Here is a 23,247-nt window from a genome sequence, read left to right as displayed (position 1 = left end):
GCAAGAGCATGGTGAAGCCTCCGGCAGCGCGTTCTGCCGTTCCCGGTCCGGGTCGTCTGGGTCTCGTCGAGCCGACCGCTCCTTCCGAACTCCGCGATCTGGGGTGGGTCGGTGAAGACAGCATCGAACTGCTCTGGTCGTTGTCGCGGGCCGCGAACGCCGACCTCGCCCTCCGCACCCTGGTGCGCCTGAAGGACGGGCTCGGCGAGGACTGGGCCGAACTCGATGCGGCGCTCCGTACCGACAAGGGCCTGCGTGGCCGGCTGTTCGGTCTGTTCGGTGCGTCCAGCGCGTTCGGCGACCATCTGGTCGCGGATCCCGCGTCGTGGAAGATCCTCGCCGGCGACGTCCGGCTCCCGTCGAAGAGCGAGGCGACCGCCACGATGATGGCCTCGGTCGGGGCCGAACCCGAGGAAGGCACTCACCGGGATGCCAACCTCTACCGGGCGAAGGTCACCGGACCCGATGCCATCGCGGCGCTGCGCAAGACATACCGCGACGAGCTGATGTTGCTCGCCGCCGTCGACCTCGCGGCGACTGTCGAGAACGAACCAGTACTTCCGTACCAGACGGTCGGGCATCAGCTGTCCGATCTGGCGGACGCCGCGCTGAACGCCGCCCTCGCGGTGGCCGTCGCAGCCGTGTGCCCGGACGCCCCCTGTCCCGTGCGGCTGGCCGTCATCGCCATGGGCAAGTGCGGTGCCCGCGAACTCAATTACGTCAGCGACGTGGACGTGGTCTTCGTCGCCGAACCCGCCGACGCCACCGCCAGCCGGATCGCGGGCGAGATGATGCGCATCGGCTCCTCCGCCTTCTTCGACGTGGACGCCGCGCTGCGGCCGGAGGGCAAACGCGGGGAACTCGTCCGCACCCTCGAATCCCACGTCGCATACTACAAGCGCTGGGCCAAGACCTGGGAGTTCCAGGCGCTGCTCAAGGCCCGCCCGATGATTGGCGACGCCGCGCTCGGACAGCAGTACGTCGACGCCCTCAGCCCGATGGTGTGGACCGCGTCGGAGCGTGAGGACTTCGTTCCCGAGGTGCAGGCGATGCGCCGCCGGGTCGAGGAGATGGTTCCGCCGGAACTCCGCGAACGCGAACTGAAACTGGGACGCGGAAGTCTGCGCGACGTCGAGTTCGCCGTCCAGCTCCTGCAACTCGTGCACGGGCGCGCGGACGAGGCCCTGCACGTCCAGAGCACCATCGACGCGCTGACCGCTCTCGCCGCCCGCGGCTACGTGGGTCGCGACGACGCCGCGAATCTCGCTGCGTCCTACGAGTTCCTGCGGTTGCTCGAGCATCGGCTGCAGTTGCAGAAGCTGCGGCGTACACACACCCTCCCACCCGCCGACGACGAGGAGGCGCTGCGCTGGCTGGCCCGGGCGGCGCACATGCGGCCGGACGGCAGCAAGGACGCGCTCGGCGTTCTCAACGCGGAGATCAAGCGCAACTCGCACCGCGTGCGGCGGCTGCACGCCAAGTTGTTCTACCGGCCGCTGCTCGAATCGGTGGCGCGCATCGACAAGGAGGCGCTGCGGCTGAGCCCGGACGCGGCCATCCGCCAGCTGGCGGCGCTGGGTTACACCGCCCCGGAGAACGCGCTCGGGCACCTCACCGCTCTGACCAGCGGCGCGTCCCGTAAGGGTCGCATCCAGGCGCTGCTGCTGCCGACCCTGCTCGAATCGCTCGCCGACACCCCGGATCCCGATGCGGGTCTGCTCGCGTACCGGCGGCTGTCGGACGCGATGACCGATCAGACCTGGTTCCTCCGGCTGCTGCGTGACGAGGCGTCGGTCGCCGAGCGGCTGATGACGGTGCTGGGATCCTCCGCCTACGTTCCCGACCTGCTGATCAAGGCGCCCGACGTCGTGCGCCTGTTCGCGGATTCGCCGGCCGGACCGCGACTGCTCGAGTCGAAGCCGGAGGACGTCGCGCGCGGCATCCTGACGGCGTCGGCACGCCACGACGACCCGGCCCGCGCGATCGCCGCGGCGCGGTCTCTGCGCCGCTACGAGCTGGCGCGTATCGCCTCCGCGGACATCCTCGGCATGCTCGACGTGCAGGGCGTGTGCAAGGCGCTGTCGTCCGTGTGGGCGGCGGTGCTCAATGCCGCCCTGGCGGCGGTGACCAAGGCGAGCGAGAAGGAACTCGGCACGCCCGCTCCCGCGACGTTCACGGTGATCGGCATGGGCCGGCTCGGCGGCGGCGAGCTCGGCTACGGCTCCGACGCGGACGTGCTGTTCGTCTGCGAGCCGCGCGAGGGGATCGACGAGACCGTCGCCGTCAAGTGGGCCAACAGCATCGGCGACAAGGTGCGGGCCCTGCTCGGCGCGCCCAGCACCGATCCGCCGCTCGAGGTCGACACCGGCCTGCGCCCGGAGGGCCGCAGCGGCCCGATGGTGCGCACCCTGGCGTCCTACGAGGCCTACTACGCGCAGTGGGCGCAGGCCTGGGAGATCCAGGCGCTGCTGCGCGCGCATCACGTCGCGGGCGACGCCGATCTGGGGCTGCGCTTCCTGCACATGATCGACAAGACCCGCTACCCGGAGGGCGGGGTGTCGGAGCAGGCGGTCCGCGAGATCCGGCGCATCAAGGCGCGGGTCGACTCCGAGCGGTTGCCGCGCGGCGCCGACCCCGCGACACACACCAAGCTCGGGCGCGGCGGCCTCGCCGACATCGAATGGACCGTGCAGCTGATCCAGCTCCGGCACGCCCACGAGATCGAGTCGCTGCACAACACGTCGACGCTCGAGACGCTCGACGCGATCGGCGCGGCCGAGTTGCTCAGCGAGTCCGACGTCGAATTGCTCCGTGACGCATGGATCACCGCGACGAAGGCGCGCAACTGCCTCGTGCTCGTCCGCGGCAAGGCCACCGATCAGCTGCCCGGTTCGGGCCGGGTGCTGTCCGCGGTCGCGCAGATCGCCGGCTGGGGTGGCGGCGATGCGGGCGAGTTCCTCGACAACTACCTGCGGGTGACCCGGCGGGCCAAGGCTGTGGTGGAGAGAGTCTTCGGGGAGTGATCGCCACCTGGGGGGTGCGGGCACTGACGGCCCTCGGATGGCTCGCGGTGCTCGTCGGCGTGTTCGGTGTCGTGCTGAGATTCCTCGACGTCCAGAACCAGCGCCTGCTCGTGCTGGCCTCCGCGGCGCCGTACCTGATGGCCGTCGCCGCGGTCGGGGTGCTGTTGCTCGGAATCACCCGGCACTGGATCGGTTTCGGCGTGGCGCTGACGGTGGCCGCGGTGGCCACCCTGTCGCAGGGCCCGCTGTACGTCGCGAACAGTTCGGTGACGGCGTCCGGGCCGGAACTGACGGTGATGCAGGCCAACATCTGGCTCGGCAACGCGGACGCCGACTCCCTCGTCGGGCAGATCCGGGACCGCGACGTCGACGTGCTCACCGTCAACGAACTGACACCGGAGGCCGTCGACCGGTTGGTGGCCGCGGGAATCGAATCGACCCTGCCGTTCTCGTTCCTCATGCCCGGCAGCGGCGGCGAGGGAACCGGGATCTGGAGCCGGTACCCGCTGACCGACAAGGTCCACCACTCGGAATTCGTCCTGTCCGCGCTGTCGGCCCGGGTGGGACTTCCGGACGGTGCGAGCACGGCACTGTATGCGTTCCATCCCGTTCCGCCGTGGCCGTCGGATCCGTCGCTGTGGTCGCGCGAGATGGACCGCATCAAAGCCGTTCTCGACGCCGTCCCCGCCGACTCGGGACCCGTGATCGTCAGCGGCGACTTCAACTCCACCCGCGACCACGTGAAGTACCGCAACCTCGTGACCGGACGCTACCGCGATGCCGCCGACCAGGTGGGTGCCGGAATCCAGAACACCTATCCCGCCGACCGGCAGCCGTTGCCGCCGATGATCGCGATCGATCACATCGTCACGAGCGGAGCGCAGGCGCAGTCCGTGGAATCGGTGGTGCTGACGGGTTCGGATCATCGCGGCCTGATCGCGAAGATCGACCTCGGCAGCTGACCGTCACGGCAGCGTGACGAATCCCTTCTGCACCAGCCAGTCCCGGGCCACGTCCGCCGGTTCCTCGCCCTCGACGTCGACCCTCCGGTTCAGTTCGGTGATCTCCTCGTTGGTCAGTGCCGCGGAGATCGGGGCCATCACCTCCGCGACCTGCGGATGTGCCTCGGCGAAATCCTTGCGCATGGTGATCGCCGGGTTGTACTTCGGGAAGAACTGGCGATCGTCGTCCAGCAGCACCAGGTCGAGCGCGATGATGCGGCCGTCCGTCGTGAACACCTCGCCGAACTTGCACTGCGTTCCGTCGGCGGTGGCCTGATAGATGATGCCAGTCTGGAGGATCTGGCGGTTCGCGCGGGCGGGGTCGAAGCCGTATTTGGCGGCCATACCCGGGAACCCGTCCTGGCGGACGTTGAATTCGGTTTCGACGCAGGTCGTCGCGGCAGCGGGGTCGCGGTTGACCAGATCTGCGTACTCCGACAGGGTGGTGATCCCGGTTTCCTCGGCGGTCTGCCTGCTCATCGCGAGTGCGTACGTGTTGTTCATCGGGGCCGGATCGACCCACACCATGCCGTTGCTGTCGAGGTCCTCGTCGCGGACCGCCTCGAACTGCGCGGTCGGGTCCGGGATCGGAATCTCGTTGCCGAGGTAGTTGATCCACCCGGTCCCGGTGTACTCGTAGGTGACGTCGATCTGCCCGTCCAGCTGGGCGTCCCGGGTGCTGTTGGACCCCTGGATGTTGGTGAGGTCGCGCACCTCCGCGCCGGCGGCACTGAGCGCGAACTCGATGATGTACCCGAGGGTGACCTGCTCGGTGAAGTCTTTGGAACCGACGGTGATCTTGACGTCCTCGAGTTCGGGGACGGGCTGGATGCTGCCCGGTTCCACCGACAGTGGCAGGGCGCCACCGGATTCGAGGCCGCAGGACGCGGCGAGGACTCCGCAGAGTGTCACGGCCGTCGCGGCGATCGCCTTCCGGAGGTGGTTCATCAGCGCAGCCCCTTCGGGCCGAGGAACTCCTCGGCCAGGGCGCCGCACCAGTCGACGAGCAGCGCGAGCGCGACCGCGAGCACGGCTCCCACCACCAGGGTCACGTTGTCGCGCAACTTGTATCCGGTGTCGATGAGGATTCCTAGACCGCCGGCGCTGACGAGGAAACTGAGTGTCGCGGTGCCCACGGCGAGCACGAGCGACGTGCGCAGTCCCGCGAGGATGTACGGGACGGCGAGTGGGAACTCGACCTTCCGCAGGACGAGGCCGGCGGTCATGCCCTGTCCGCGCCCGGCGTCGATGACGGCGGGATCGACCTCCTGCAGACCCAGGATCGTGTTCCGGAGAACGGGCAGGAGAGAGTAGAACGCGATGGGGAGCACCCCGATCCAGAATCCGGTGGTCCCCGTCGCGAGGAAGAGAAGCACCAGGAGTCCGATGGCCGGTGCGGCCTGTCCGATGTTGGCGATTCCGAGGAAGATCGGTGCCAGCTTGGTGAACCCGGGCCGCGTGAGAAGGATCCCCAGCGGGACGGCGATGACGACGACGATCGCGACCACCGCGACCGTGATCAGCACGTGCTGCCACGTCAGGGTCGCGATGTTGGCGGCGTTGAGGCTGCCCTTCTGCGTGGCGGTGAGTTCGCGGTTGAAGGCCCAGGCGAGCACACCCGCCACCAGGATCACGACGATGATCGGCTGGACCAGCAAGCGGGCCCGCTCCGACCGCCGGGCGGCCGGTGCGGTGGGTTTCGTGGCGACGGCGGCCGTCATGACGGTGTGCCGCCCTCACTCGCCCCGTCCCGCTGCGGCTCGCTGGCCTCGTCGTCGTGCGCGTGTTCCTCACGCATCGCGGACAGGTGCGTCACCAGTGTGTCGATCGTGATCAGGCCGCGGTACTCGCCCCGCCGGCCGGTGACGATCGTCGACGCACTGCTCTCCGCGAGGAGCGCCTCGAGGGCGTCCTGCAGCGTCGACTGGGTCGACACCACCTCCTCGATCGGGTCGCCGATGTCGCGCAGCGACGTGGCGTTGGCCAGATGCCGCAACGACACCCAGCGGGTCGGGCGGTCCCGCGCGTCCAGGAGGACGCCCCACTTGATCCTGCGGGACGAGATCGCCGCCCGCAGATCGTCCACCGAGCCGTCCTCGTACGCGGTGGGGCAGTCGAGGAGTTCGACCTCTGCCACCCGGGTGAGCGTCAGCTGCTTCAGGGAGGCGTCCGCGCCGACGAACCCGGCCACCATGTCGTTGGCGGGATGGGCGAGGATCGCCTCCGGAGTGTCGTACTGCATGATGTGCGACTGGTTGCCCAGCACCGCGATCCGATCGCCCAGCTTGACCGCCTCGTTGAAATCGTGCGTCACGAAGACGATCGTCTTGCCGAGATCGGACTGCAGTCGCATCAATTCGTCCTGCAGCAGTCCGCGCGTGATCGGGTCGACGGCGCCGAACGGCTCGTCCATGAGCAGCACCGGGGGATCGGCGGCCAGCGCCCGCGCCACCCCGACGCGCTGCTGCTGACCGCCCGACAACTGCCGGGGGTAGCGCTCGCGGTAGAGGTCGGGTTCGAGTCCGACGAGGTCGAGCATCTCGTCGGTGCGGTCGGCGATCTTCTTCTTGTCCCAGCCGATCAGACCGGGGACCGTGCCCACGTTCTTCGCGATCGTGAGATGCGGGAACAGTCCGGCCTGCTGAATCGAGTAGCCGATGCCGCGCCGCAACTTGTCCGGGTCGATGGACAGGGCGTCCTTGCCGCCGATCGTGATCTTCCCCGACGTCGGTTCGATGAGCCGGTTGATCATGCGCATGGTGGTGGTCTTGCCGCAGCCGGACGGGCCGACGAGAACCACGATCTCGCCGGCGGGGATGCGCATCGACACGTTGTCGACTGCCGCCTTCTCCTGGCCCGGGTAGCTCTTGACGACGTCTTCGAGGACGATGTCCACTCCCGAGACGGTGCTTCCGTTGGTGTGCGGTGCGTCGAGGTCAGTCACGGATCCCCCTGGAGGTGGTGAGTCGGCCGATGACGGCGAGGATGCCGTCGAGTACGAGGGCGAGGATCACGATGAGAACGGTCCCCGTGAGGGCCTGCGGTATCGCTGTCGGGCTGCCGACGCGGGACAGTCCCGAGAAGATGAGGTTGCCGAGCCCGGGACCCTTGGCGTAGGCGGCGATCGCGAGGATGCCCATCAGCATCTGGGTGCTCACCCGCATGCCCGTCAAGATCGACGGCCAGGCGAGCGGGATTTCGATCCTGCTCAGCACCGTCGTGCGGCTCATTCCCACGCCCCGGGCCGCGTCGGTGATCGCGGGGTCGACGGAGGCGAGTCCGAGGATGGTGTTCCGGATGATCGGCAGCAGTGCGTACAGCACGAGAGCGGTGACGGTGGGGGCGACACCGAGTCCGAGGATCGGGATCAGCAGGCCGAGCAGGGCGAACGACGGGATGGTGAGGATCGTGCTCGCGAGTGCGGTGGCGATCGCGGAGCCGGCCGGGCTGCGGTACACGAGGATCCCGATCGCCACCGCGACGATCGTGGCGATCACCACCGACTGCACGACTGCGCTGACGTGCAGGAAGGAGTCGGTGAGCAGTTGCTGCTTCCGGGCGGAGACGAAGTCCCACAGTTGCTGCATGTCCAACCGTGAACACCTTTCTCCCGATGTGAAACAGACCTCGGTCCTTCACAGTGCTATGTACCCGAACATCGCGCAGGTGAATCGGAAACTCTGTTACGTGGTCGGGATCATGAACAGCAGGGTGCACACGGCGATCGACATCCCGAACAGCGCGATCATCACGGCGTAACCGAGGTTCCGCCGGCGGGGGGAGATCGCCGGGTCCATCCACCACCCGAACACCTTGAACGCCGCCGGAACGGCCCACCAGCCGAGGATCTGGGTGGTGACGAGGTTCCCGACGAACAGGGCGACGGCGATCGGAACCCCGTGCGCCTCGATGAACGGTGCGCTGACGAAATGGCCCCAGATCACCACCAGTGGATACAGCACCAGCAGGGCCAGGAGATTACTTCGGGCGACGGGCACCGGGGGCGGTTCGTCGCCGCCCGCGCCGCGGAACCAGAAGTCGAAACCGTAGCTCGCTTTTCGGATTCGGAGATTCTTGTTGAACTTCTCACCCTCCTTCAAGAGGGCGGCCCGCTCGGGTGAATCCATCCACGCCGCCAGATTGTCCTCGGTGTCGAAGCTCAGCACGATCGTCCAGTCCTCGGTGATCCCCTGCACCGGTCTCTCGACCTTGTGCCCCCGGAAACCCCGGAACCCCGCCTCGGCGGCGGAGATCTTGCGCTGCCAGTCCATGAACGCCGACTCGTCCTCGGGGTCGACGTGACAGGAGATGACCACCGACGTCGCCGACTGCTCCCGGGTCTGCTCGCCGGTGAGCAGGTGGACGTCCTCGTTGCCGATGAAGGCGTGCTTGATCTCCGCCACGAGTTCCGTCCGGAGGTCGCTGTCGAGCCACGCGCGGGCGTCCTCGATGCTGGCGAACCGCAGCACGTCCACCCAGTCGTCCTGCACGGGCGGCGACGGCGGCACGATGTCCTGATCGATGAAACCCGGAACTGTCCCGAGGGCCTCCGCCGCGCGTTTCTGCCACCGTGCGTAGTCGGCGTAACTCGCGTCGTCGATCCGGCGTTGGAAGATCACCGACACCGGGGACGCGGCAGGGCTGCGCGGGTGTGAATGCGGCACGTGAGGTCACCTCCGTTCTGGTCGTGGTGCGGGTGCGGCGGAGGGTGAACCCTGAGACCGCCGGGTGGACGTGGTGAGGAGCAGCAGGATCCCTGCTCCCGCGCCCAGGGTCAGGTACAGCCAGCCCAGCGGTGCCTGGCTGTTCTCCGGCAGCACTCCGGCGACGGCCATCGCCGCACTGACGACGAGATAGCAGGCCGCCGTGACGACACCGCCGATCAGTCCGAGGTTGCGCGTGAACAGTCCGAGGGCCAGCCCGTACATCTGCGGGCAGAGCACCCCGCATCCGGCGAGCGCGAGGCAGGCGCCGATCGTGATGGCCGGTGCGGTGACGACGGACAGCCCGGCCGTGACGGTGAGTACGAGTGCGCCCGACACGAACACCCACCACGCGCCGAACGCGAGCCGGCGGGTGCCGACCCGAACAGCCAGCGCACTGCAGGCGAGTTCGCCGAGGAGGTTCGCGCCGCCCACGACCAGCGCCACCGCACCGTAGGCGGCAGGGGAGAAGCCCAGGATCTGCTGGTACAGGAAGGGCGCGACGACACCGAAGACCATCTGAGCGGACGCCATCAATCCGAACACGAGCACGAACCCCACGAAGATGCGGTGGCGCAGGGCAGCACCCAGCACCCGCGCCGCGGCGCCGACGTCGACCGGTGCCCGCAGTTCCGGCGGAAGGGTCTCCGGCAGTCCCGCGACGACGAGGGGAACGGCGAGCGCCGCGAGAAGCGCGATCAGCCCGAACACCAGACGCCACGAGATGAACTGCACCAGTACCCCGCCCACGGCGGGTGCGAGAACGGGTGCCAGCCCCCACGCAGCCCCGAGGAGACCGGACACGGACGTGAGCCGGGCGCCGCGATAGCAGTCGGCGGCGATCGCGTAGGCGAGGACGAGGCACGCGCACCCACCGATACCCTGCACGGATCTCAGACCGAGCAGGAGTGTGATGTTCTGCACGATTGCGCATCCCACGCTGGTGACGACGAGGATCGCCAGGCAGGTCACCAGAGTTCGTTTGCGGCCCACCGCATCCGCGATCAGGCCGACCGGAATGAACGCCAGACTCATGCCCAGCATGTAGGCGGTCACCGTGTTCTGCACCACTGCGGCGGACGAGTCCAGATCGAGCACCATCTGCGGCAACGCCGGGGTGTAGATGTCGAGCGGGATCTGGCTGAGCGGAATCACCAGCAGCAGAATGACCACGACACGGCGCGGAACCGGCACACCGGACGGCGTCGTGGGCACTGACATCCCGCATCACCTGCTTCTCGACCCGAGGGGGCTGGAGAACGGAGCAAGTATCCCGAAAGGTTTCGACCGCAAGTCCGCAACGGTCCGTGTGGTCGGTTCCCTGGATCATACGACGCGGCCTGCGGCGCTCGGGCAGGTTCCGGACCGGTCGGCAGGGGACCGACGCACCACACGACGGGGGCCGGCGTCCGTCGTAGGCTGAATCTCCCATGTGACGGACAGGAGACTCAGGTGGCCGAGACGGCGCTGACGGAGACCACGGTGGCCGAGGTGATGGCCGAGCTGGCCGAGCTCGAGGACCCGAAGGCACGCGAGGTGAACGAGAAGCACGGTGACGATCACGGGGTGAACCTCGGGAAGCTGCGCGCGCTCGCGAAGAGGCTGAAGACTCAGCAGGAACTCGCGTACCGGCTGTGGGAGACGGGTGATACCGCGGCACGATTGCTGGCGATCCTGATCTGCCGCCCGAAGGCGTTCGAGCGTGACGAGTTGGACGTCATGCTGCGCGAGGCGCGCGCACCCAAGGTGCACGACTGGCTCGTGAACTACGTGGTGAAGAAGAACCCGCACGCCGAGGACCTGCGCCTGGCGTGGTCCGCCGATCCGGATCCCGCGGTCGCCAGTGCCGGCTGGGCGCTGACCACCGAACGCGTGGCGAAGAAGCCCGAGGGCCTCGACCTCGCGGGACTGCTCGACGTCATCGAGGCGGAGATGACAGACGCCCCGGATCGCCTGCAGTGGGCGATGAACCACTGCCTGGCCCAGATCGGGATCGAGCACGCCGGGTACCGCGCCCGCGCACTCGACATCGGTGAGCGCCTCGAGGTGCTGAAGGACTACCCGACCTCCCCGGGCTGCACGTCCCCGTTCGCGCCCATCTGGATCACCGAGATGGTGCGCCGACAGGGCGGCGAATAGAAGGTTCGACCCGACGACCGCGGCGGCCACCTGTGACCGGACGCAGAAGAGCCCACCCGCGCCGCGATCGGTGTCGTGATCGCGGCGCGGGTGGGCTCGACTGAAGCTATCGACTCACACGTCGTAGTACAGCTGGAACTCGTAGGGGTGCGGACGCAGGTTGACCGGAGCGATCTCCTGCTCACGCTTCAGCGAGATCCACGTCTCGATCAGGTCGGACGTGAACACGCCACCCTCGGTGAGGTAGTCGTGATCGGCCTCGAGGCGATCGATGACGGCCGACAGGCTGGTGGGAGCCTGCGGGATGTTGCGGGCCTCCTCCGGCGGGAGCTCGTAGAGGTCCTTGTCGACGGGAGCCTGCGGCTCGATCTTGTTCTTGATGCCGTCCAGGCCGGCCATCATCTGCGCCGCGAAGTTCAGGTAGGGGTTACCCGAGGAGTCGGGGGCGCGGAACTCGAGGCGCTTGGCCTTCGGGTTGTTGCCGGTGATCGGGATACGCACGGCCGCCGAGCGGTTGCGCTGGCTGTACACGAGGTTGATGGGGGCTTCGTAGCCCGGCACCAGACGGTGGTACGAGTTGATCGTCGGGTTGGTGAACGCCAGCAGCGACGGTGCGTGGTGCAGGATGCCGCCGATGTAGTGACGCGCCATGTCGGACAGACCCGCGTAGCCGGCCTCGTCGTGGAACAGCGGCTTGCCGTCCTTCCACAGCGACTGGTGGACGTGCATGCCCGAGCCGTTGTCGCCGAACAGCGGCTTCGGCATGAAGGTGGCCGACTTGCCGTGCTGCCAGGCGGTGTTCTTCACGATGTACTTGAACAGCTGCAGGTCGTCTGCGGCCGCGAGCAGCGTGTTGAACTTGTAGTTGATCTCCTGCTGTCCGCCGGTGCCCACCTCGTGGTGGCCGCGCTCGAGCTCGAAGCCCGCGTTCTGCAGGTTGGTGGAGATCTCGTCGCGCAGGTCGACGTAGTGGTCGTACGGAGCGACGGGGAAGTATCCACCCTTGGGGCGGACCTTGTAGCCCAGGTTGGGGCTGCCGTCGGCGTTCACGTCGTTGCCGGTGTTCCAGGAACCCGAGATGGAGTCGAGCTCGTAGAACGCGCCGTTGATGCCGGAGTCGTAGCGGACCGAGTCGAAGATGTAGAACTCGGCCTCGGCGCCGAAGAAGGCGGTGTCGGCGATGCCGGTCGACTTCAGGTATTCCTCGGCCTTGCGCGCGACGTTACGCGGGTCGCGGCTGTAGGACTCACGCGTGAACGGGTCGTGCACGAAGAAGTTGATGTTCAGCGTCTTGGCCGCGCGGAACGGGTCGATCTGGGCGGTGGCGACGTCGGGGAGGAGCATCATGTCCGACTCGTGGATCGACTGGAAGCCGCGGACGGACGAACCGTCGAACGCGAGGCCGTCCTCGAAGACGTCCTGGTTGAACGCGGACGCCGGGATCGAGAAGTGCTGCTGCACGCCCGGCAGGTCGCTGAACCGGATGTCGACATATTCGACGTTCTCGTCCTTGATGAACTTGATGACCTCTTCGGCCGTGGTGAACGCCACGCTTGTGCTCCTTAAGTCGCTTCAGCCAAGTGGATATTGGCGAATTCGTCGAGCCAGACGGTAAGGACTTGGTGTTGCCCGCTGGTCAACCTTTTGTTTCGCCCGTGTTACGCGTCGAATCTTCCTGGGCTTTTACACCGGCTGTGACTGCGCACACAGCCCAAACCTCCGGTGTGAGGTCCTCGGAGAGGCGACGCCTATCCTGGACAGCATGGCACGTATCACCGGTTCCTGGCTTTCCGGACCTTCGGCCGCACTGCCGGACGGCGCGGACGAGACGACGCAGTCCTTCCGGGGCGAGCGCCTCGGGTTGCAGGCGGAAGGTCCCGGTTCGCTCGCGAGCACGGGACGCCGTCTCGCCGCGCTGATGATCGACTGGGTGTCGTCGGCGGGCGTCGCGGCACTGATCATCGGCGACAACTTCTTCGAGGGTCCGTTCTCGACCTTCACTCTGCTCGTCTGGTTCGTCGTCGGTGTCGCCACGGTGTCGCTGTTCTCCTTCACGCCGGGGCAGCTGTTCCTCGGCATGCAGGTGGCGCGGGTGGACGGACCCGCCCGTGTCGGCTTCGTCCGGGCCCTGGTGCGTCAGGCGCTGCTCGTGTTCGTCGTGCCCGGGACCATCACGGACATCGACGGTCGTGGCATGCAGGACCGGGCCACCGGCACCGCCCTGATTCGCACGCGCTGACCCCTTGGAACGTCTTCCGCCCGATGTCGGATCGACATCGGGCGGAGTAGTGGGGCGACAGGCTTCTAGCGACGACGGATGGTGCGCTGCACGCCACGCATCTTCGCGCCGCCGGGCATCGGACCCTTGGGCAGTGCGGCGCCGCCACCGCGGCTGCTGAGCGCGGCGAGCCGCGACTCGATGGCGTCCATCCGCTTGGTGTCGATGTTCTTCGGGAGCTTGTTCAGATGCTTCTGCAGCTGCGACAGCGGGACCTGTCCCTCGTCGTTGCCGATGACGATGTCGTAGATCGGGGTGTCGCCGACGAGGCGCGCCGTCTTCTTCTTCTCCTGGGCCAGGAGCGACTTCACGCGTTGCGGCGATCCCTCGGCGACGAGGATGACGCCGGGGCGCCCGATCACGCGGTGAACGGCGTCGAGCTGCGTGGTGCCCGCGACCGCACTGGTCACGCGCCAGGAGCCCTGCATGTTGTCGAGCGCCCAGGCGGCCGCGCCTGCCTGGCCCTCGGCCTTGCCGTACACCGTCTTCTGGACGCGCCGGCCGAAGATGATGAACGCTCCGAGCACGCCGAGGAGGAGACCGATCGGGAGAAGGAACCACTGGAGGCCCCAGATCAGACCGACGAGGAAGAACACCACCGCGAGTCCGATGAGCGTGCCGAGCATGAGCGGCAACAGCAGCTTGTCTTCCTTGCGCTGCATCTGGAACGCCTGCCAGAGCTGAGTTCTGCGTTCCTTCGACGCCTGCCTGCGGGCTGCCTTGGCGGCTGCCTTTGCTTCTTTACTGGGTTTGCCCGCTTTACCGGATTTACTGCCGTTCGCCATGCTCTTCAGGATACGTCCCTGGCCGTGCGCGGTGATGACCCGTCCGGTGTCGACCACCGCGCACGCGGGGAGGTCAGCGGGCGAGCCGCGCCATGAGGGAACTCGCCTCCTGCGACGCATCGCCGCTTTCGGTGAGATGTGCCTGTCCTGCAGGCAATTCGCGGCCGTGGTGGGCCATCGCCTGCGCGTAGAGCCGGCCGGCGCGGTAGGAGGAGCGGACGAGGGGTCCGGCCATGACGCCGGCGAACCCGATTTCCTCGGCGGTCTTGGAGTGCTCGACGAACTCTTCGGGCTTGACCCACCGCTCGACGGGGTGGTGGCGGGGCGACGGGCGCAGGTACTGGGTGATGGTGATGATGTCGCAGCCGGCGTCGTGCAGGTCGTGCAACGCCTGGGTGACCTCGTCGGGGGTTTCGCCCATCCCGAGGATGAGGTTGGACTTGGTGACGAGGTTGTCTTCGCGGGCGGCGGTGATCACGTCGAGGCTGCGCTGGTAGCGGAACGCGGGCCGGATCCGCTTGAAGATGCGGGGGACGGTTTCGACGTTGTGGGCGAGCACCTCGGGGCGGGTGGAGAACACCTCGGCGAGCTGATCGGGCTTGGCGTTGAAGTCGGGGATGAGCAGTTCGACGCCGGTGCCGGGATTGAGCTGGTGGATCAGGCGGACGGTTTCGGCGTAGAGCCAGGCGCCGCCGTCGGGGAGGTCGTCGCGGGCGACACCGGTGATGGTCGAGTAGCGCAGGCCCATCGCCTGGACGGACTCGGCGACGCGGCGGGGTTCGTCGCGGTCGAGGTCGTCGGGTTTGCCGGTGTCGATCTGGCAGAAGTCGCAGCGGCGGGTGCATTGTTCACCGCCGATGAGGAAGGTCGCCTCGCGGTCTTCCCAGCATTCGTAGATGTTGGGGCAGCCGGCTTCTTCGCAGACGGTGTGCAAACCCTCGCGCTTGACGAGGCTCTTGAGCTCGGAGTATTCCGGGCCCATCTTCGCTCTCGTCTTGATCCAGTTCGGTTTGCGTTCGATCGGAGTCTCCGCATTTCGGATCTCGAGGCGGAGCAATTTGCGTCCTTCTGGGGCCACAGTCACGCGGTCGATGGTACGCCCGGCCCGTCGCACCCGGCGGGCCGGGGAGCGGTCGTCAACCGTACTGAACAGTAGTGAAGGTGGGCGCGGAGGACGTCGTCCCGGCGGAGTCGAACGTCACCCGCTCGATGTCGTGTTCGGTCACCGGAAGTTCGCCGTCGAGCGCGGCGACGACAGCCGCCGTGACTGCGGGCGTGACCTCCTCGACCGTGACGTCGCGGCCCAGTTCCCGCGACAGCGACGTGACCCCGGCGTCGCGGATACCGCACGGGATGATCGCGTCGAACCCCGTGAGAACGGAATTGCAGTTGAGCGAGAAGCCGTGCAGTGCGACACCACGCTGTACCCGCACCCCGATGGCCGCCACCTTGCGCTCGGGCAGCCACTGCCCGTTGTCGAGGGACGCAGGCAGCCACACACCGGAGCGACCGTCCACCCGGCCGCAGTCGATGCCGAGGTCGGTGCACACGGTGATCAGCGCCTGCTCGAGCCGTCGTACGTACCGCACGACGTCGACCGGTTCGGCCAGCTTGACGATCGGGTAGCCCACCAGCTGTCCCGGACCGTGCCAGGTGATCTTCCCGCCGCGGTCGACGTCGATGACGGGAGTGCCGTCGGTCGGACGGTCCTCGGGTTCGGTCCGGCGCCCCGCGGTGTAGACGGCCGGGTGTTCGAGCAGGAGCAGCGTGTCGGTGCCCGCGTTCTCGGCGCGTTCGGCCGCCAGCTCGCGCTGTCGATCCCAGGCGTCGACGTACCCGATCGTGCCGAGATGTTCGACGGAAATCGGGGAGGGGCTGAAACGGGCGGATTGTGTCGCGCTGCTCATGCGCTAGAGGTTACGCCGGGGCCGCCGAGGCACCACCACGACCTGGGTTCACCGCATGAGGGCGGCGTCGAGCCCTTCCCCGATGGTGTTGTGCCGGAACCGGAATCCCGCATTCTCGAGCACCGTGGGTATCGCGCGCTGTCCGGCCAGAATGCCTTCCTGCGCGAACTCTCCGACCAGCGCGCTGAGCGCGAACCCGGGAACGATCCACGGCGCGGGGCGACGCAGCGTCCGCGCGACGGCGCCGTTGAACTGGGCGTTGGTGACGGGCGCCGGGCCGGTGACGTTCACGGGTCCGGCGACGTCGTCGCGGGCGAGGACGAACTTGATCGCATCGACCTCGTCCTCCAACGAGATCCACGACAGGTACTGGCGGCCGTTGCCGAGCCGGCCGCCGAGCCCGAACGAGTACAGGGTCTTCAGCCTGCCGAGCAGGCCGCCGTGGGGGGAGAGGACGATGCCGCTCCGCAGCAGAACCGTCCGGATCTTCGAGGTGCGGGCGGGGGCGGTCGCGGCCTCCCAGTCGCGGCAGGTGTCCGCGAGGAAACCTGTCCCGGAGGGCGAGGTCTCGTCGACGACCCGGTCGCCGGTGTCGCCGTAGTAGCCGACCGCGCTCGCATTCACGAACACGGGCACCCCGGCCTCGGCGACACCCTCGGCCAGGACGTCGGTGGCGGCGATGCGGCTGTCCCGGATCAGTTGCTTGTACGCCCCGGTCCAGCGTTTGTCGCCGACCCCGACGCCGCACAGATTCACGACCGCGTCGGCGTCCGCGAGGATCCCCGTGTCGATCCGGTCCTTCTGCGGATCCCAGCGCGACTCGTCGGGACCCGCGGACGACCGGCGGACGAGGCGGACGACGTCGTGACCGTCGCCGCGGAGAGACGAGACGAGAGCGGTGCCAATCAGCCCGGAGGAACCGGCGATGACCACTCGCATGTGCAACAGCCTCCTTCACAGCGCAGGGGCACCATCCCTGCTGGAAATGGTGCCCCTGCGAAACTACGTTCGGCTCGAAGTCCGGTGACGATCAGAGGCCGAGGTCGGCCTCGAACGCTCCCTGCTCCAGACGCTGCTTGATGGTGGTCAAGAAGCGGCCGGCGTCGGCACCGTCGACGAGGCGGTGATCGTAGGTGAGTGGCAGGTAGCACATCGAGCGGACGCCGATGCTTTCACTGCCGGACTCGTCGGTCACGACCACGGGACGCTTGACGATCGCACCGGTTCCGAGCATCGCGGCCTGCGGGGGCACGAGGATCGGGGTGTCGAACAGGGCGCCCTGGCTGCCGATGTTCGTGATCGTGAACGTTCCACCCGACAGCTCGTCCGGCTTGAGCCCACCGGAGCGGGCGCGCTTGGCGATGTCCGCGATGGCGCGGGCCAGTCCGGCCAGCGACAGGTCGCCGGCGTTGTGGATCACGGGGGACAGCAGGCCCTGGTCGGTGTCGACCGCGATGCCCAGGTGCTCGGCGTCGTAGTAGGTGATCTGCTTGTTCGCCTCGTCGTAGCTGGCGTTGATGTTCGGGTGCGACTTCAGCGCCTCGACGACGGCCTTCGCGAAGAACGGGAGGAACGTGAGCTTGACGCCCTCGCGCTCGAGGAAGGTGTTCTTGGCCTGCGCGCGCAGGGCCGCGATCTTGGTGACGTCGACCTCGAAGGTCTGGGTGAGCTGCGCCGTGGACTGCAGCGACTCCCGCGTCTTCGTGGCGGTGATCTGGCGAATCCGGTTGGCCTTCTGCGTGGTTCCGCGCAGGTGCGCCAGTTCGGGGCGGACCCCGGCGGAGGCGGCTGCGGGAGCAGCGGCGGCGGCCGGTGCGGCAGCAGGCGCGGCAGCGGCGGCCGGTGCCTTCTTGGCCTCGGCGGCGGCGAGGACGTCCTGCTTGCGGATGCGGCCACCGACTCCGGTGCCCGTCACCGAGGACAGGTCGACGCTGTTGTCCGCAGCGAGCTTGCGCACCAGCGGGGTGACGTACGGGGTGCTGTCTCCGGACGTGGCCGCGGGAGCGGGTGCGGCGGCTGCGGGAGCCGGCGCGGATGCTGCCGGTGCCGGGGCACTCTTCGCGGGTTCGGGCTTCGCGGGTTCGGGGGCCGGAGCGGGCTTCGCGGGCTCGGGGGTCGGCTCGGGCTTCGGTTCCGCGGCCGGCTTGGCGGCGGGCGCACCCGAACCGATGACGGCGAGCTGACCGCCGACGGAGACGGTGTCGTCTTCCTCGGCGCTGATCTCGAGGAGCGTACCGGCGACGGGGGACGGGATCTCCGTGTCGACCTTGTCGGTGGATACCTCGACGAGCGGCTCGTCCACGGCGACCTCGTCGCCGACGGCCTTGAGCCAGCGGGTGACGGTGCCCTCGGTGACGGACTCGCCCAGTTCGGGCATCTTCACGGCGGTGCCCTCGGCGGAACCGTTGCCGGATGCTGCGGGCGCAGGCTCGGCGGCAGGCGCCTCCGCGGCGGGAGCCGGCTCGGCGGCGGGCTCTTCGGCGGCGGGTGCGGGAGCGGAGTCGGAGGCAGGAGCCTCACCGGCGTCGCCGATCACGGCAAGCTCGCCACCGATTTCCACGGTGTCGTCTTCCTGAGCAACGATCTTGCTGAGAACGCCGGCCACGGGAGACGGGATTTCCGTGTCCACCTTGTCCGTGGAGACTTCGAGCAAGGGTTCGTCAACTTCGACCGTGTCTCCTTCCTGCTTGAGCCACCGCGTGACAGTTCCCTCGGTGACACTCTCACCAAGCGCTGGCATCTGGACGGAGAAGGCCATGTCTTTTGACTCCTCGACAGTTGTGTTCGGGTTGTTGAATTTTGTCGACTTGTGGTCGTGAACCATTGTGCTTCGAGATGCACGTGTCTTGCGTCTACTTGCAGGTAATTCCGATTCGTCGTCACCCACTCGCTGTGTCGGCGCTCCACATCTTTCCATTGATCCGGCGGGCGTGTCCGCCGAGGGGCACCCGTCGGGGACTCCGGTGTGTCGCGACGTAATCGCTACCGGCCAGTAGTTTTCGTGTGCGGCGGAAACCGGGCGTTCGCTGGCAAACTTGGAGGACAGTCGCAGGCATCGTCCGGCGCACGCACTCGAGGAGGCTCGACGTGGGCTTGTTCGACCGATTCTCGCGGCCTCGGTCCGGCCGATCTCAGGCGTCCCCGGAGGACGCCGCATATCTCGCGAACTGGACTCGCACGCACCTCGGTGTGGAGGGCTACGTGGAACCTCGGACGACAGTGACGGAAGTCACTGTCGTGCTCGTCGCGGCGGACGGCGAGTGGACCCGGCGCCGGGTGGGCGGTGAACGTGGCGCCCGCAAACTCGGCGAGGATCTCCGCATCCCCGTGTACGACGTCCGCAAGACCGGCTACCCGCAGCGGATGCGTGACCACGACGCGCGGCGCCGCATCGAGCGGAAGCGGGAACGCGAGCGCGACCTGTAGGCCCTTCGGGCCCGTGCGCCTTTCTGGTAGCCGGAGCAACCAGAAAGGCGCACGGGCGCGGAGCGCCTATCCGTTGGCGGCGATGTCCTCGATCACCGAGATCATGGTGCGCACGGGCACGCCGGTGCCGCCGCGGCCGGTGTATCCCCACGGTCCCGACGAGTTGTAGGCCGGACCGGCGACGTCGATGTGCGCCCACTGGACGCCGTCGGCGACGAACTCCTTCAGGTACAGGGCCGCCGCGAGCATGCCGCCCCAGCGATGGTTGGTGACGTTGGCGAGGTCGGCGACCTTCGAATCGAGGTCCGAGCGAAGTTCGGCGGGCATCGGCATGGCCCACGCGTTCTCGCCGATCTCCTGGGAGATGGCGGCGACGCGGTCGCGGAACTCGTCGGTGCCCATGACACCGGGCGTCCGGTTGCCCAGCGCCACCATCTGCGCGCCGGTGAGGGTCGCGGTGTCGATGAGGTAGTCGGGGTCGTCCTCGCATGCGCGGACGATGGCGTCGGCGAGGACGAGGCGTCCCTCCGCGTCGGTGTTGATGACCTCCACCGTGGTTCCGCCGTACTGGGTGAGGACGTCGCCGGGACGCTGCGCGGTGGACGACGGCATGTTCTCGGCCATCGGCACGGTGGCGGTGACGTCGACGGGCAGTCCGAGCTTGGCGGCGAGGACCACGGTGGCGACAACGGCTGCGGCGCCGCCCATATCGGACGTCATGTTCTCCATGCCTGCGGCGGGCTTGATGGAGATGCCGCCGGTGTCGAACGTGATGCCCTTGCCGACGAGCGCGACCTTGGGGGCGTTCCGCTTCTTGGCCGAATAGGTCAATCGGACGAGTCGCGGCAGCCGGGAGGAGCCCTTGCCCACCCCGAGGATGCCGCCGTACCCGTTCTTTTCGAGCGCCTTCTCGTCGAGGACCTCGACCTTCAGTCCGGCGTCGGTGCCGAGAGTCTTTGCGCGGTCGGCGAATTCGGCGGGGAACAGGTGGCTCGGGGGAGTGTTGACGAATTCGCGGGCGGTGGCGACGGCGTCGGCGATCGCCGCGGACCGTGTGAGGGTCTCCTTCGCCTCCTTCGCGCGCGGAGACGAGACCAGCAGCTCCACCCGCGAGACGGGCTGTGCGTCGGGGCCGGGGGCGGATTTCGCGGACTTGAATTCGTTGAAGCGGTACGCGCCGAGGGCGAAACCTTCGGCTGCCGCACCGAGATCGAGTACCGACAGGGTGGTCGCGACGGTGCCGACGCCACTGAGCGATCGCGCCGCGGCGCCCGCGGACTTGCGGATCTGCTCGGAGTCGAGCTTCTCGGCGGAACCGAGTCCGACGGCGAGCACGCTGTCGACCGGAAGCGTGTCGGGTGCGGGGATGCGGGTCGTCTCCTCCGCCTTGCCGGAGGCCCCCACCGCGACGAGTGTGTCGAGCAGACCGGCCAGCACCGATTCGTCGACGAGGCCGTCGCCGAGCGCGATTTCGGGGCCGTCCGAGGTCGACGTCAGCCCGATCACCAGCACGTCCACCCGCTTGCCGACGGTGCCGGCGAGGGCGAGTTGTGGTCCGAGGGGTCGGGCTGTGTGAGTGCTCACGGTGTCTCTCCTGCAGCGGTTCGGGATCGGGTGGTGTCGGATGGTCGACGTCCGTCCCGATGGTAGTGCTCGTCCGCCGTCGCCTACCCGGTGCGCCCTGGGGTCGGATAAGTTGAGGCCCATGACCGAGGAGCAGTTGCCGCAGGGTCCCGTCCACGCCGTTCACGTCGAACTCGGGGCCACGTTCGCTCCCTTCGGCGGCTGGGAGATGCCCGTCTCGTACGCCGGTGTCGTCGCCGAGCACACCGCGGTGCGCGAGTCGGTAGGGGTGTTCTACGTCAGCCACCTCGGCAAGGCCCTCGTGCGGGGCAGCGGCGCCGCCGCCTTCGTCAACTCGGCGCTGACCAACGATCTCGACAAGATCGGGCCCGGCAAGGCGCAGTACACGCTGTGCTGCACGCCGTCGGGCGGCGTGATCGACGACCTGATCGCCTACTTCGTGAGGCCCGACGAGGTGTTCCTCGTCCCCAACGCGGCCAACACCGCGGACGTGGTCGCGGCACTGGCCGCCACGGCGCCCGAGGGTGTCACGGTGGAGAACCAGCACCGGGACTTCGGTGTGATCGCCGTCCAGGGCCCGAAGTCGGCCGAGGTGCTCACCGCGCTCGGCCTGCCGACGGACATCGAGTACATGGCCTTCGCGGACGCCACCTGGGACGGGGTTCCCGTCCGCGTCTGCCGCAGCGGGTACACCGGTGAGATCGGATTCGAACTGCTGCCGCGCTGGGAGGACAGCGAGACGCTGTTCCGGGCCGCGGTCGAGCAGGTCCGCGCGCACGGCGGCCAGGTCGCCGGTCTCGGTGCCCGGGACACGCTGCGCACCGAGATGGGATACCCATTGCACGGTCACGAACTGTCCCTGGAGATCTCCCCGCTCGAGGCGCGATGCGGCTGGGCGATCGGGTGGAAGAAGCCGAAGTTCTGGGGCAAGGAGACGCTCACCGACGAGAAGGAGTCCGGCCCGGCGCGCAAGCTGTGGGGCATCAAGGCACTGGACCGCGGGGTACTCCGAGCCGGTCAGACCGTGCTGCGCGACGGCGAGTCGATCGGCGAGACCACGTCGGGCACGTTCTCGCCCACGCTCAAGGCCGGGATCGCATTGGCATTGCTCGACTCCGGAGCCGGCGTATCGGCGGGTGACGAGATCGCCGTGGACGTCCGGGGGCGCTCGCTGCGCGCCGAGGTGGTGTCTCCGCCGTTCGTGGAGATCAACACCAAGTAAGCGCCTGTCGCGGACGACCTGTCGGCCGTGGGGCGGCGGAAGGCGTTCGATAAGATCACGGGCATGACAGGTGTCACCGAGTTCGTTCGCGTCCCGCATCCCGCCCTCACCTCCGACGAGGTACGGCGAGAGATACTGGCGGCGCCCGGATTCGGCCGGTACTTCACGGACCACATGGTGTCGATCACCTACTCCACGGAGCTCGGCTGGCACGACGCCAAGGTGGAACCGTACGGGCCGCTTCAGCTCGACCCCGCCGCGATGGTGCTGCACTACGGACAGGCCATCTTCGAGGGGCTGAAGGCGTACCGGCAGCCCGACGGCGGCATCTCGACGTTCCGCCTCGAGGCGAACGCCGAACGACTCGCGACGTCGGCTCGCCGTCTCGCGATGCCGGAACTGCCGGAGGAGTTGTTCGTCAAGTCGATCACCGAACTGCTCGAGCTGGACCACGAATGGGTGCCCGCCGCCGGTGGTGAGGACGCGCTGTACCTCCGCCCGTTCATGTTCTCCACCGAGGCCGGACTCGGGGTGCGTCCGGCCGACGAGTACCGCTACCTGCTGATCGCCTCGCCCGCAGGCGCCTACTTCCCGCGTGGTGTGAAGCCGGTCAGCGTGTGGCTGTCGACGGAGTACGTGCGCGCCGCACCCGGTGGCACCGGCGCCGCCAAGTTCGCGGGCAACTACGCGGCTTCGCTTCTCGCGCAGGCGCAGGCCGCCGACGAGGGATGCGACCAGGTGGTGTGGCTCGACGCGATCGAGCGGTCGTACGTGGAGGAGATGGGCGGCATGAACCTCTTCTTCGTGTTCGGCTCCGGTTCCGACGCCCGCCTCGTGACGCCGTCCCTGTCCGGTTCGCTGCTGCCGGGTATCACCCGCAACTCGCTGCTGACCCTCGCGACCGACGCCGGGTTCGCGGTGGAGGAGCGTCGGATCAGCACCGACGAATGGCGCACCAAGACCAAGTCGGGCGAGATCACCGAGGTGTTCGCGTGCGGTACGGCGGCGGTCATCACACCCGTCGGCCGGGTCAAGTCGGCCGAGGGTGAATTCACGATCGCCGACGGCGAGCCCGGCGAGGTCACCATGGCCCTGCGCGACACTTTGACCGGCATTCAGCGGGGAACGTTCGCCGACACCCACGGGTGGATGACCAAACTGCGCTGAGCTCGGTTCCGG

At 68.2% G+C, this 23,247-nt stretch carries 20 protein-coding genes; 7 read left to right on the top strand and 13 right to left on the bottom strand.

The features are described from left to right. Positions 1-8: 8 nt before the first annotated feature. The gene (locus QM693_RS13650; protein WP_283352605.1) at positions 9-3,023 is read left to right on the top strand and encodes a bifunctional [glutamine synthetase] adenylyltransferase/[glutamine synthetase]-adenylyl-L-tyrosine phosphorylase; all 3,015 of its coding nucleotides are present in this window, start codon (positions 9-11) and stop codon (positions 3,021-3,023) included. Then, positions 3,020-3,985, top strand: coding sequence for an endonuclease/exonuclease/phosphatase family protein (locus tag QM693_RS13645; RefSeq protein ID WP_283352589.1), 966 nt, complete (start codon positions 3,020-3,022; stop codon positions 3,983-3,985). Before QM693_RS13650 ends, QM693_RS13645 begins: the two co-directional genes overlap by 4 nt. 3 nt (positions 3,986-3,988) lie before the next feature. Here QM693_RS13645 and QM693_RS13640 read toward each other — a convergent pair whose 3' ends face one another. From QM693_RS13640 to QM693_RS13615, 6 genes are all read right to left on the bottom strand, one after another. After that, positions 3,989-4,972 carry a glycine betaine ABC transporter substrate-binding protein gene (locus QM693_RS13640; protein WP_283336603.1) on the bottom strand — a complete coding sequence of 328 codons (984 nt, stop codon included), beginning with the start codon at positions 4,970-4,972 and terminating at the stop codon, positions 3,989-3,991. Beyond that, positions 4,972-5,745 carry an ABC transporter permease gene (locus QM693_RS13635; protein ID WP_005247766.1) on the bottom strand — a complete coding sequence of 258 codons (774 nt, stop codon included), beginning with the start codon at positions 5,743-5,745 and terminating at the stop codon, positions 4,972-4,974. The genes QM693_RS13640 and QM693_RS13635 overlap by 1 nt, the downstream gene beginning before the upstream one ends. Next, positions 5,742-6,968 carry an ABC transporter ATP-binding protein gene (locus tag QM693_RS13630; RefSeq protein WP_280784824.1) on the bottom strand — a complete coding sequence of 409 codons (1,227 nt, stop codon included), beginning with the start codon at positions 6,966-6,968 and terminating at the stop codon, positions 5,742-5,744. The genes QM693_RS13635 and QM693_RS13630 overlap by 4 nt, the downstream gene beginning before the upstream one ends. Beyond that, on the bottom strand, positions 6,961-7,611 hold the full coding sequence (locus tag QM693_RS13625) for an ABC transporter permease (protein ID WP_105422827.1): 651 nt from the start codon (positions 7,609-7,611) through the stop codon (positions 6,961-6,963). Before QM693_RS13625 ends, QM693_RS13630 begins: the two co-directional genes overlap by 8 nt. A 96-nt stretch (positions 7,612-7,707) precedes the next feature. Then, positions 7,708-8,688, bottom strand: coding sequence for a putative antibiotic biosynthesis monooxygenase (locus QM693_RS13620; RefSeq protein WP_283352588.1), 981 nt, complete (start codon positions 8,686-8,688; stop codon positions 7,708-7,710). 6 nt (positions 8,689-8,694) lie between these two features. Beyond that, positions 8,695-9,948: a multidrug effflux MFS transporter gene (locus tag QM693_RS13615; RefSeq protein WP_283352587.1), complete on the bottom strand. Its 1,254-nt coding sequence runs from the start codon at positions 9,946-9,948 to the stop codon at positions 8,695-8,697. A gap of 231 nt (positions 9,949-10,179) precedes the next feature. Here QM693_RS13615 and QM693_RS13610 point away from each other — a divergent pair, with 231 nt between their 5' ends. Beyond that, positions 10,180-10,866, top strand: a complete 687-nt coding sequence (locus QM693_RS13610; RefSeq protein WP_283336606.1) for a DNA alkylation repair protein — start codon at positions 10,180-10,182, stop codon at positions 10,864-10,866. A gap of 114 nt (positions 10,867-10,980) precedes the next feature. Here the strand turns inward: QM693_RS13610 and glnA are convergent, their stop codons facing one another. Further along, entirely contained in the window at positions 10,981-12,417 is a 1,437-nt protein-coding gene (gene glnA / locus QM693_RS13605) for a type I glutamate--ammonia ligase (RefSeq protein ID WP_005247755.1), read from the bottom strand. 211 nt (positions 12,418-12,628) lie between these two features. On the opposite strand from glnA, the gene QM693_RS13600 reads away from it, so the two are divergent. After that, on the top strand, positions 12,629-13,105 hold the full coding sequence (locus QM693_RS13600) for an RDD family protein (protein ID WP_280784820.1): 477 nt from the start codon (positions 12,629-12,631) through the stop codon (positions 13,103-13,105). Between the two features lie 65 nt (positions 13,106-13,170). On the opposite strand, the gene QM693_RS13595 is transcribed toward QM693_RS13600, so the two are convergent. The 5 genes from QM693_RS13595 to sucB all read right to left on the bottom strand — a co-directional run bounded on the left by QM693_RS13595 (position 13,171) and on the right by sucB (position 18,594). After that, complete coding sequence (locus QM693_RS13595; RefSeq protein WP_005247752.1) at positions 13,171-13,929, bottom strand: DUF4191 domain-containing protein; 759 nt, start codon at positions 13,927-13,929, stop codon at positions 13,171-13,173. A gap of 73 nt (positions 13,930-14,002) precedes the next feature. Continuing rightward, on the bottom strand, positions 14,003-15,013 hold the full coding sequence (gene lipA / locus QM693_RS13590) for a lipoyl synthase (RefSeq protein WP_005561159.1): 1,011 nt from the start codon (positions 15,011-15,013) through the stop codon (positions 14,003-14,005). A gap of 52 nt (positions 15,014-15,065) precedes the next feature. After that, complete coding sequence (gene lipB / locus QM693_RS13585; RefSeq protein ID WP_283352586.1) at positions 15,066-15,836, bottom strand: lipoyl(octanoyl) transferase LipB; 771 nt, start codon at positions 15,834-15,836, stop codon at positions 15,066-15,068. A 48-nt stretch (positions 15,837-15,884) separates the two neighbouring features. Beyond that, positions 15,885-16,775, bottom strand: a complete 891-nt coding sequence (locus tag QM693_RS13580; RefSeq protein WP_283352585.1) for a TIGR01777 family oxidoreductase — start codon at positions 16,773-16,775, stop codon at positions 15,885-15,887. A gap of 91 nt (positions 16,776-16,866) precedes the next feature. Further along, on the bottom strand, positions 16,867-18,594 hold the full coding sequence (sucB, locus tag QM693_RS13575; RefSeq protein ID WP_283334230.1) for a 2-oxoglutarate dehydrogenase, E2 component, dihydrolipoamide succinyltransferase: 1,728 nt from the start codon (positions 18,592-18,594) through the stop codon (positions 16,867-16,869). Positions 18,595-18,923: 329 nt separating this feature from the next. Here sucB and QM693_RS13570 point away from each other — a divergent pair, with 329 nt between their 5' ends. Beyond that, complete coding sequence (locus QM693_RS13570; RefSeq protein ID WP_283352584.1) at positions 18,924-19,262, top strand: oxidoreductase; 339 nt, start codon at positions 18,924-18,926, stop codon at positions 19,260-19,262. A gap of 66 nt (positions 19,263-19,328) precedes the next feature. Here QM693_RS13570 and QM693_RS13565 read toward each other — a convergent pair whose 3' ends face one another. After that, on the bottom strand, positions 19,329-20,846 hold the full coding sequence (locus QM693_RS13565) for a leucyl aminopeptidase (protein WP_280782601.1): 1,518 nt from the start codon (positions 20,844-20,846) through the stop codon (positions 19,329-19,331). A gap of 121 nt (positions 20,847-20,967) precedes the next feature. Here QM693_RS13565 and gcvT point away from each other — a divergent pair, with 121 nt between their 5' ends. Both gcvT and QM693_RS13555 read left to right on the top strand, forming a co-directional pair. Then, complete coding sequence (gene gcvT, locus QM693_RS13560) at positions 20,968-22,068, top strand: glycine cleavage system aminomethyltransferase GcvT (RefSeq protein ID WP_283352583.1); 1,101 nt, start codon at positions 20,968-20,970, stop codon at positions 22,066-22,068. Positions 22,069-22,131: 63 nt separating this feature from the next. Next, positions 22,132-23,235 (top strand): branched-chain amino acid aminotransferase, encoded by a 1,104-nt coding sequence (locus QM693_RS13555; RefSeq protein WP_029537317.1) that lies wholly within the window; start codon positions 22,132-22,134, stop codon positions 23,233-23,235. Positions 23,236-23,247 lie beyond the last annotated feature (12 nt).

Source organism: Rhodococcus sp. IEGM 1305, from assembly GCF_030058635.1.
GTDB lineage: Bacteria > Actinomycetota > Actinomycetes > Mycobacteriales > Mycobacteriaceae > Rhodococcus_F > Rhodococcus_F opacus_D.
Note: the sequence above shows the minus strand (reverse complement) of the source record. Positions and strands in the feature narration are given on the sequence as shown.

Coding starts and splice junctions, on each gene's coding strand:
- QM693_RS13650 (WP_283352605.1), top strand. CDS start 9: ATGGTGAAGCCTCCGGCAGCGCGTTCTGCCGTTCCCGGTCCGGGTCGT.
- QM693_RS13640 (WP_283336603.1), bottom strand. CDS start 4,972: ATGAACCACCTCCGGAAGGCGATCGCCGCGACGGCCGTGACACTCTGC.
- QM693_RS13635 (WP_005247766.1), bottom strand. CDS start 5,745: ATGACGGCCGCCGTCGCCACGAAACCCACCGCACCGGCCGCCCGGCGG.
- QM693_RS13625 (WP_105422827.1), bottom strand. CDS start 7,611: ATGCAGCAACTGTGGGACTTCGTCTCCGCCCGGAAGCAGCAACTGCTC.
- QM693_RS13615 (WP_283352587.1), bottom strand. CDS start 9,948: ATGTCAGTGCCCACGACGCCGTCCGGTGTGCCGGTTCCGCGCCGTGTC.
- QM693_RS13600 (WP_280784820.1), top strand. CDS start 12,629: ATGGCACGTATCACCGGTTCCTGGCTTTCCGGACCTTCGGCCGCACTG.
- QM693_RS13595 (WP_005247752.1), bottom strand. CDS start 13,929: ATGGCGAACGGCAGTAAATCCGGTAAAGCGGGCAAACCCAGTAAAGAA.
- lipB (WP_283352586.1), bottom strand. CDS start 15,836: ATGAGCAGCGCGACACAATCCGCCCGTTTCAGCCCCTCCCCGATTTCC.
- QM693_RS13580 (WP_283352585.1), bottom strand. CDS start 16,775: ATGCGAGTGGTCATCGCCGGTTCCTCCGGGCTGATTGGCACCGCTCTC.
- sucB (WP_283334230.1), bottom strand. CDS start 18,594: ATGGCCTTCTCCGTCCAGATGCCAGCGCTTGGTGAGAGTGTCACCGAG.
- gcvT (WP_283352583.1), top strand. CDS start 20,968: ATGACCGAGGAGCAGTTGCCGCAGGGTCCCGTCCACGCCGTTCACGTC.
- QM693_RS13555 (WP_029537317.1), top strand. CDS start 22,132: ATGACAGGTGTCACCGAGTTCGTTCGCGTCCCGCATCCCGCCCTCACC.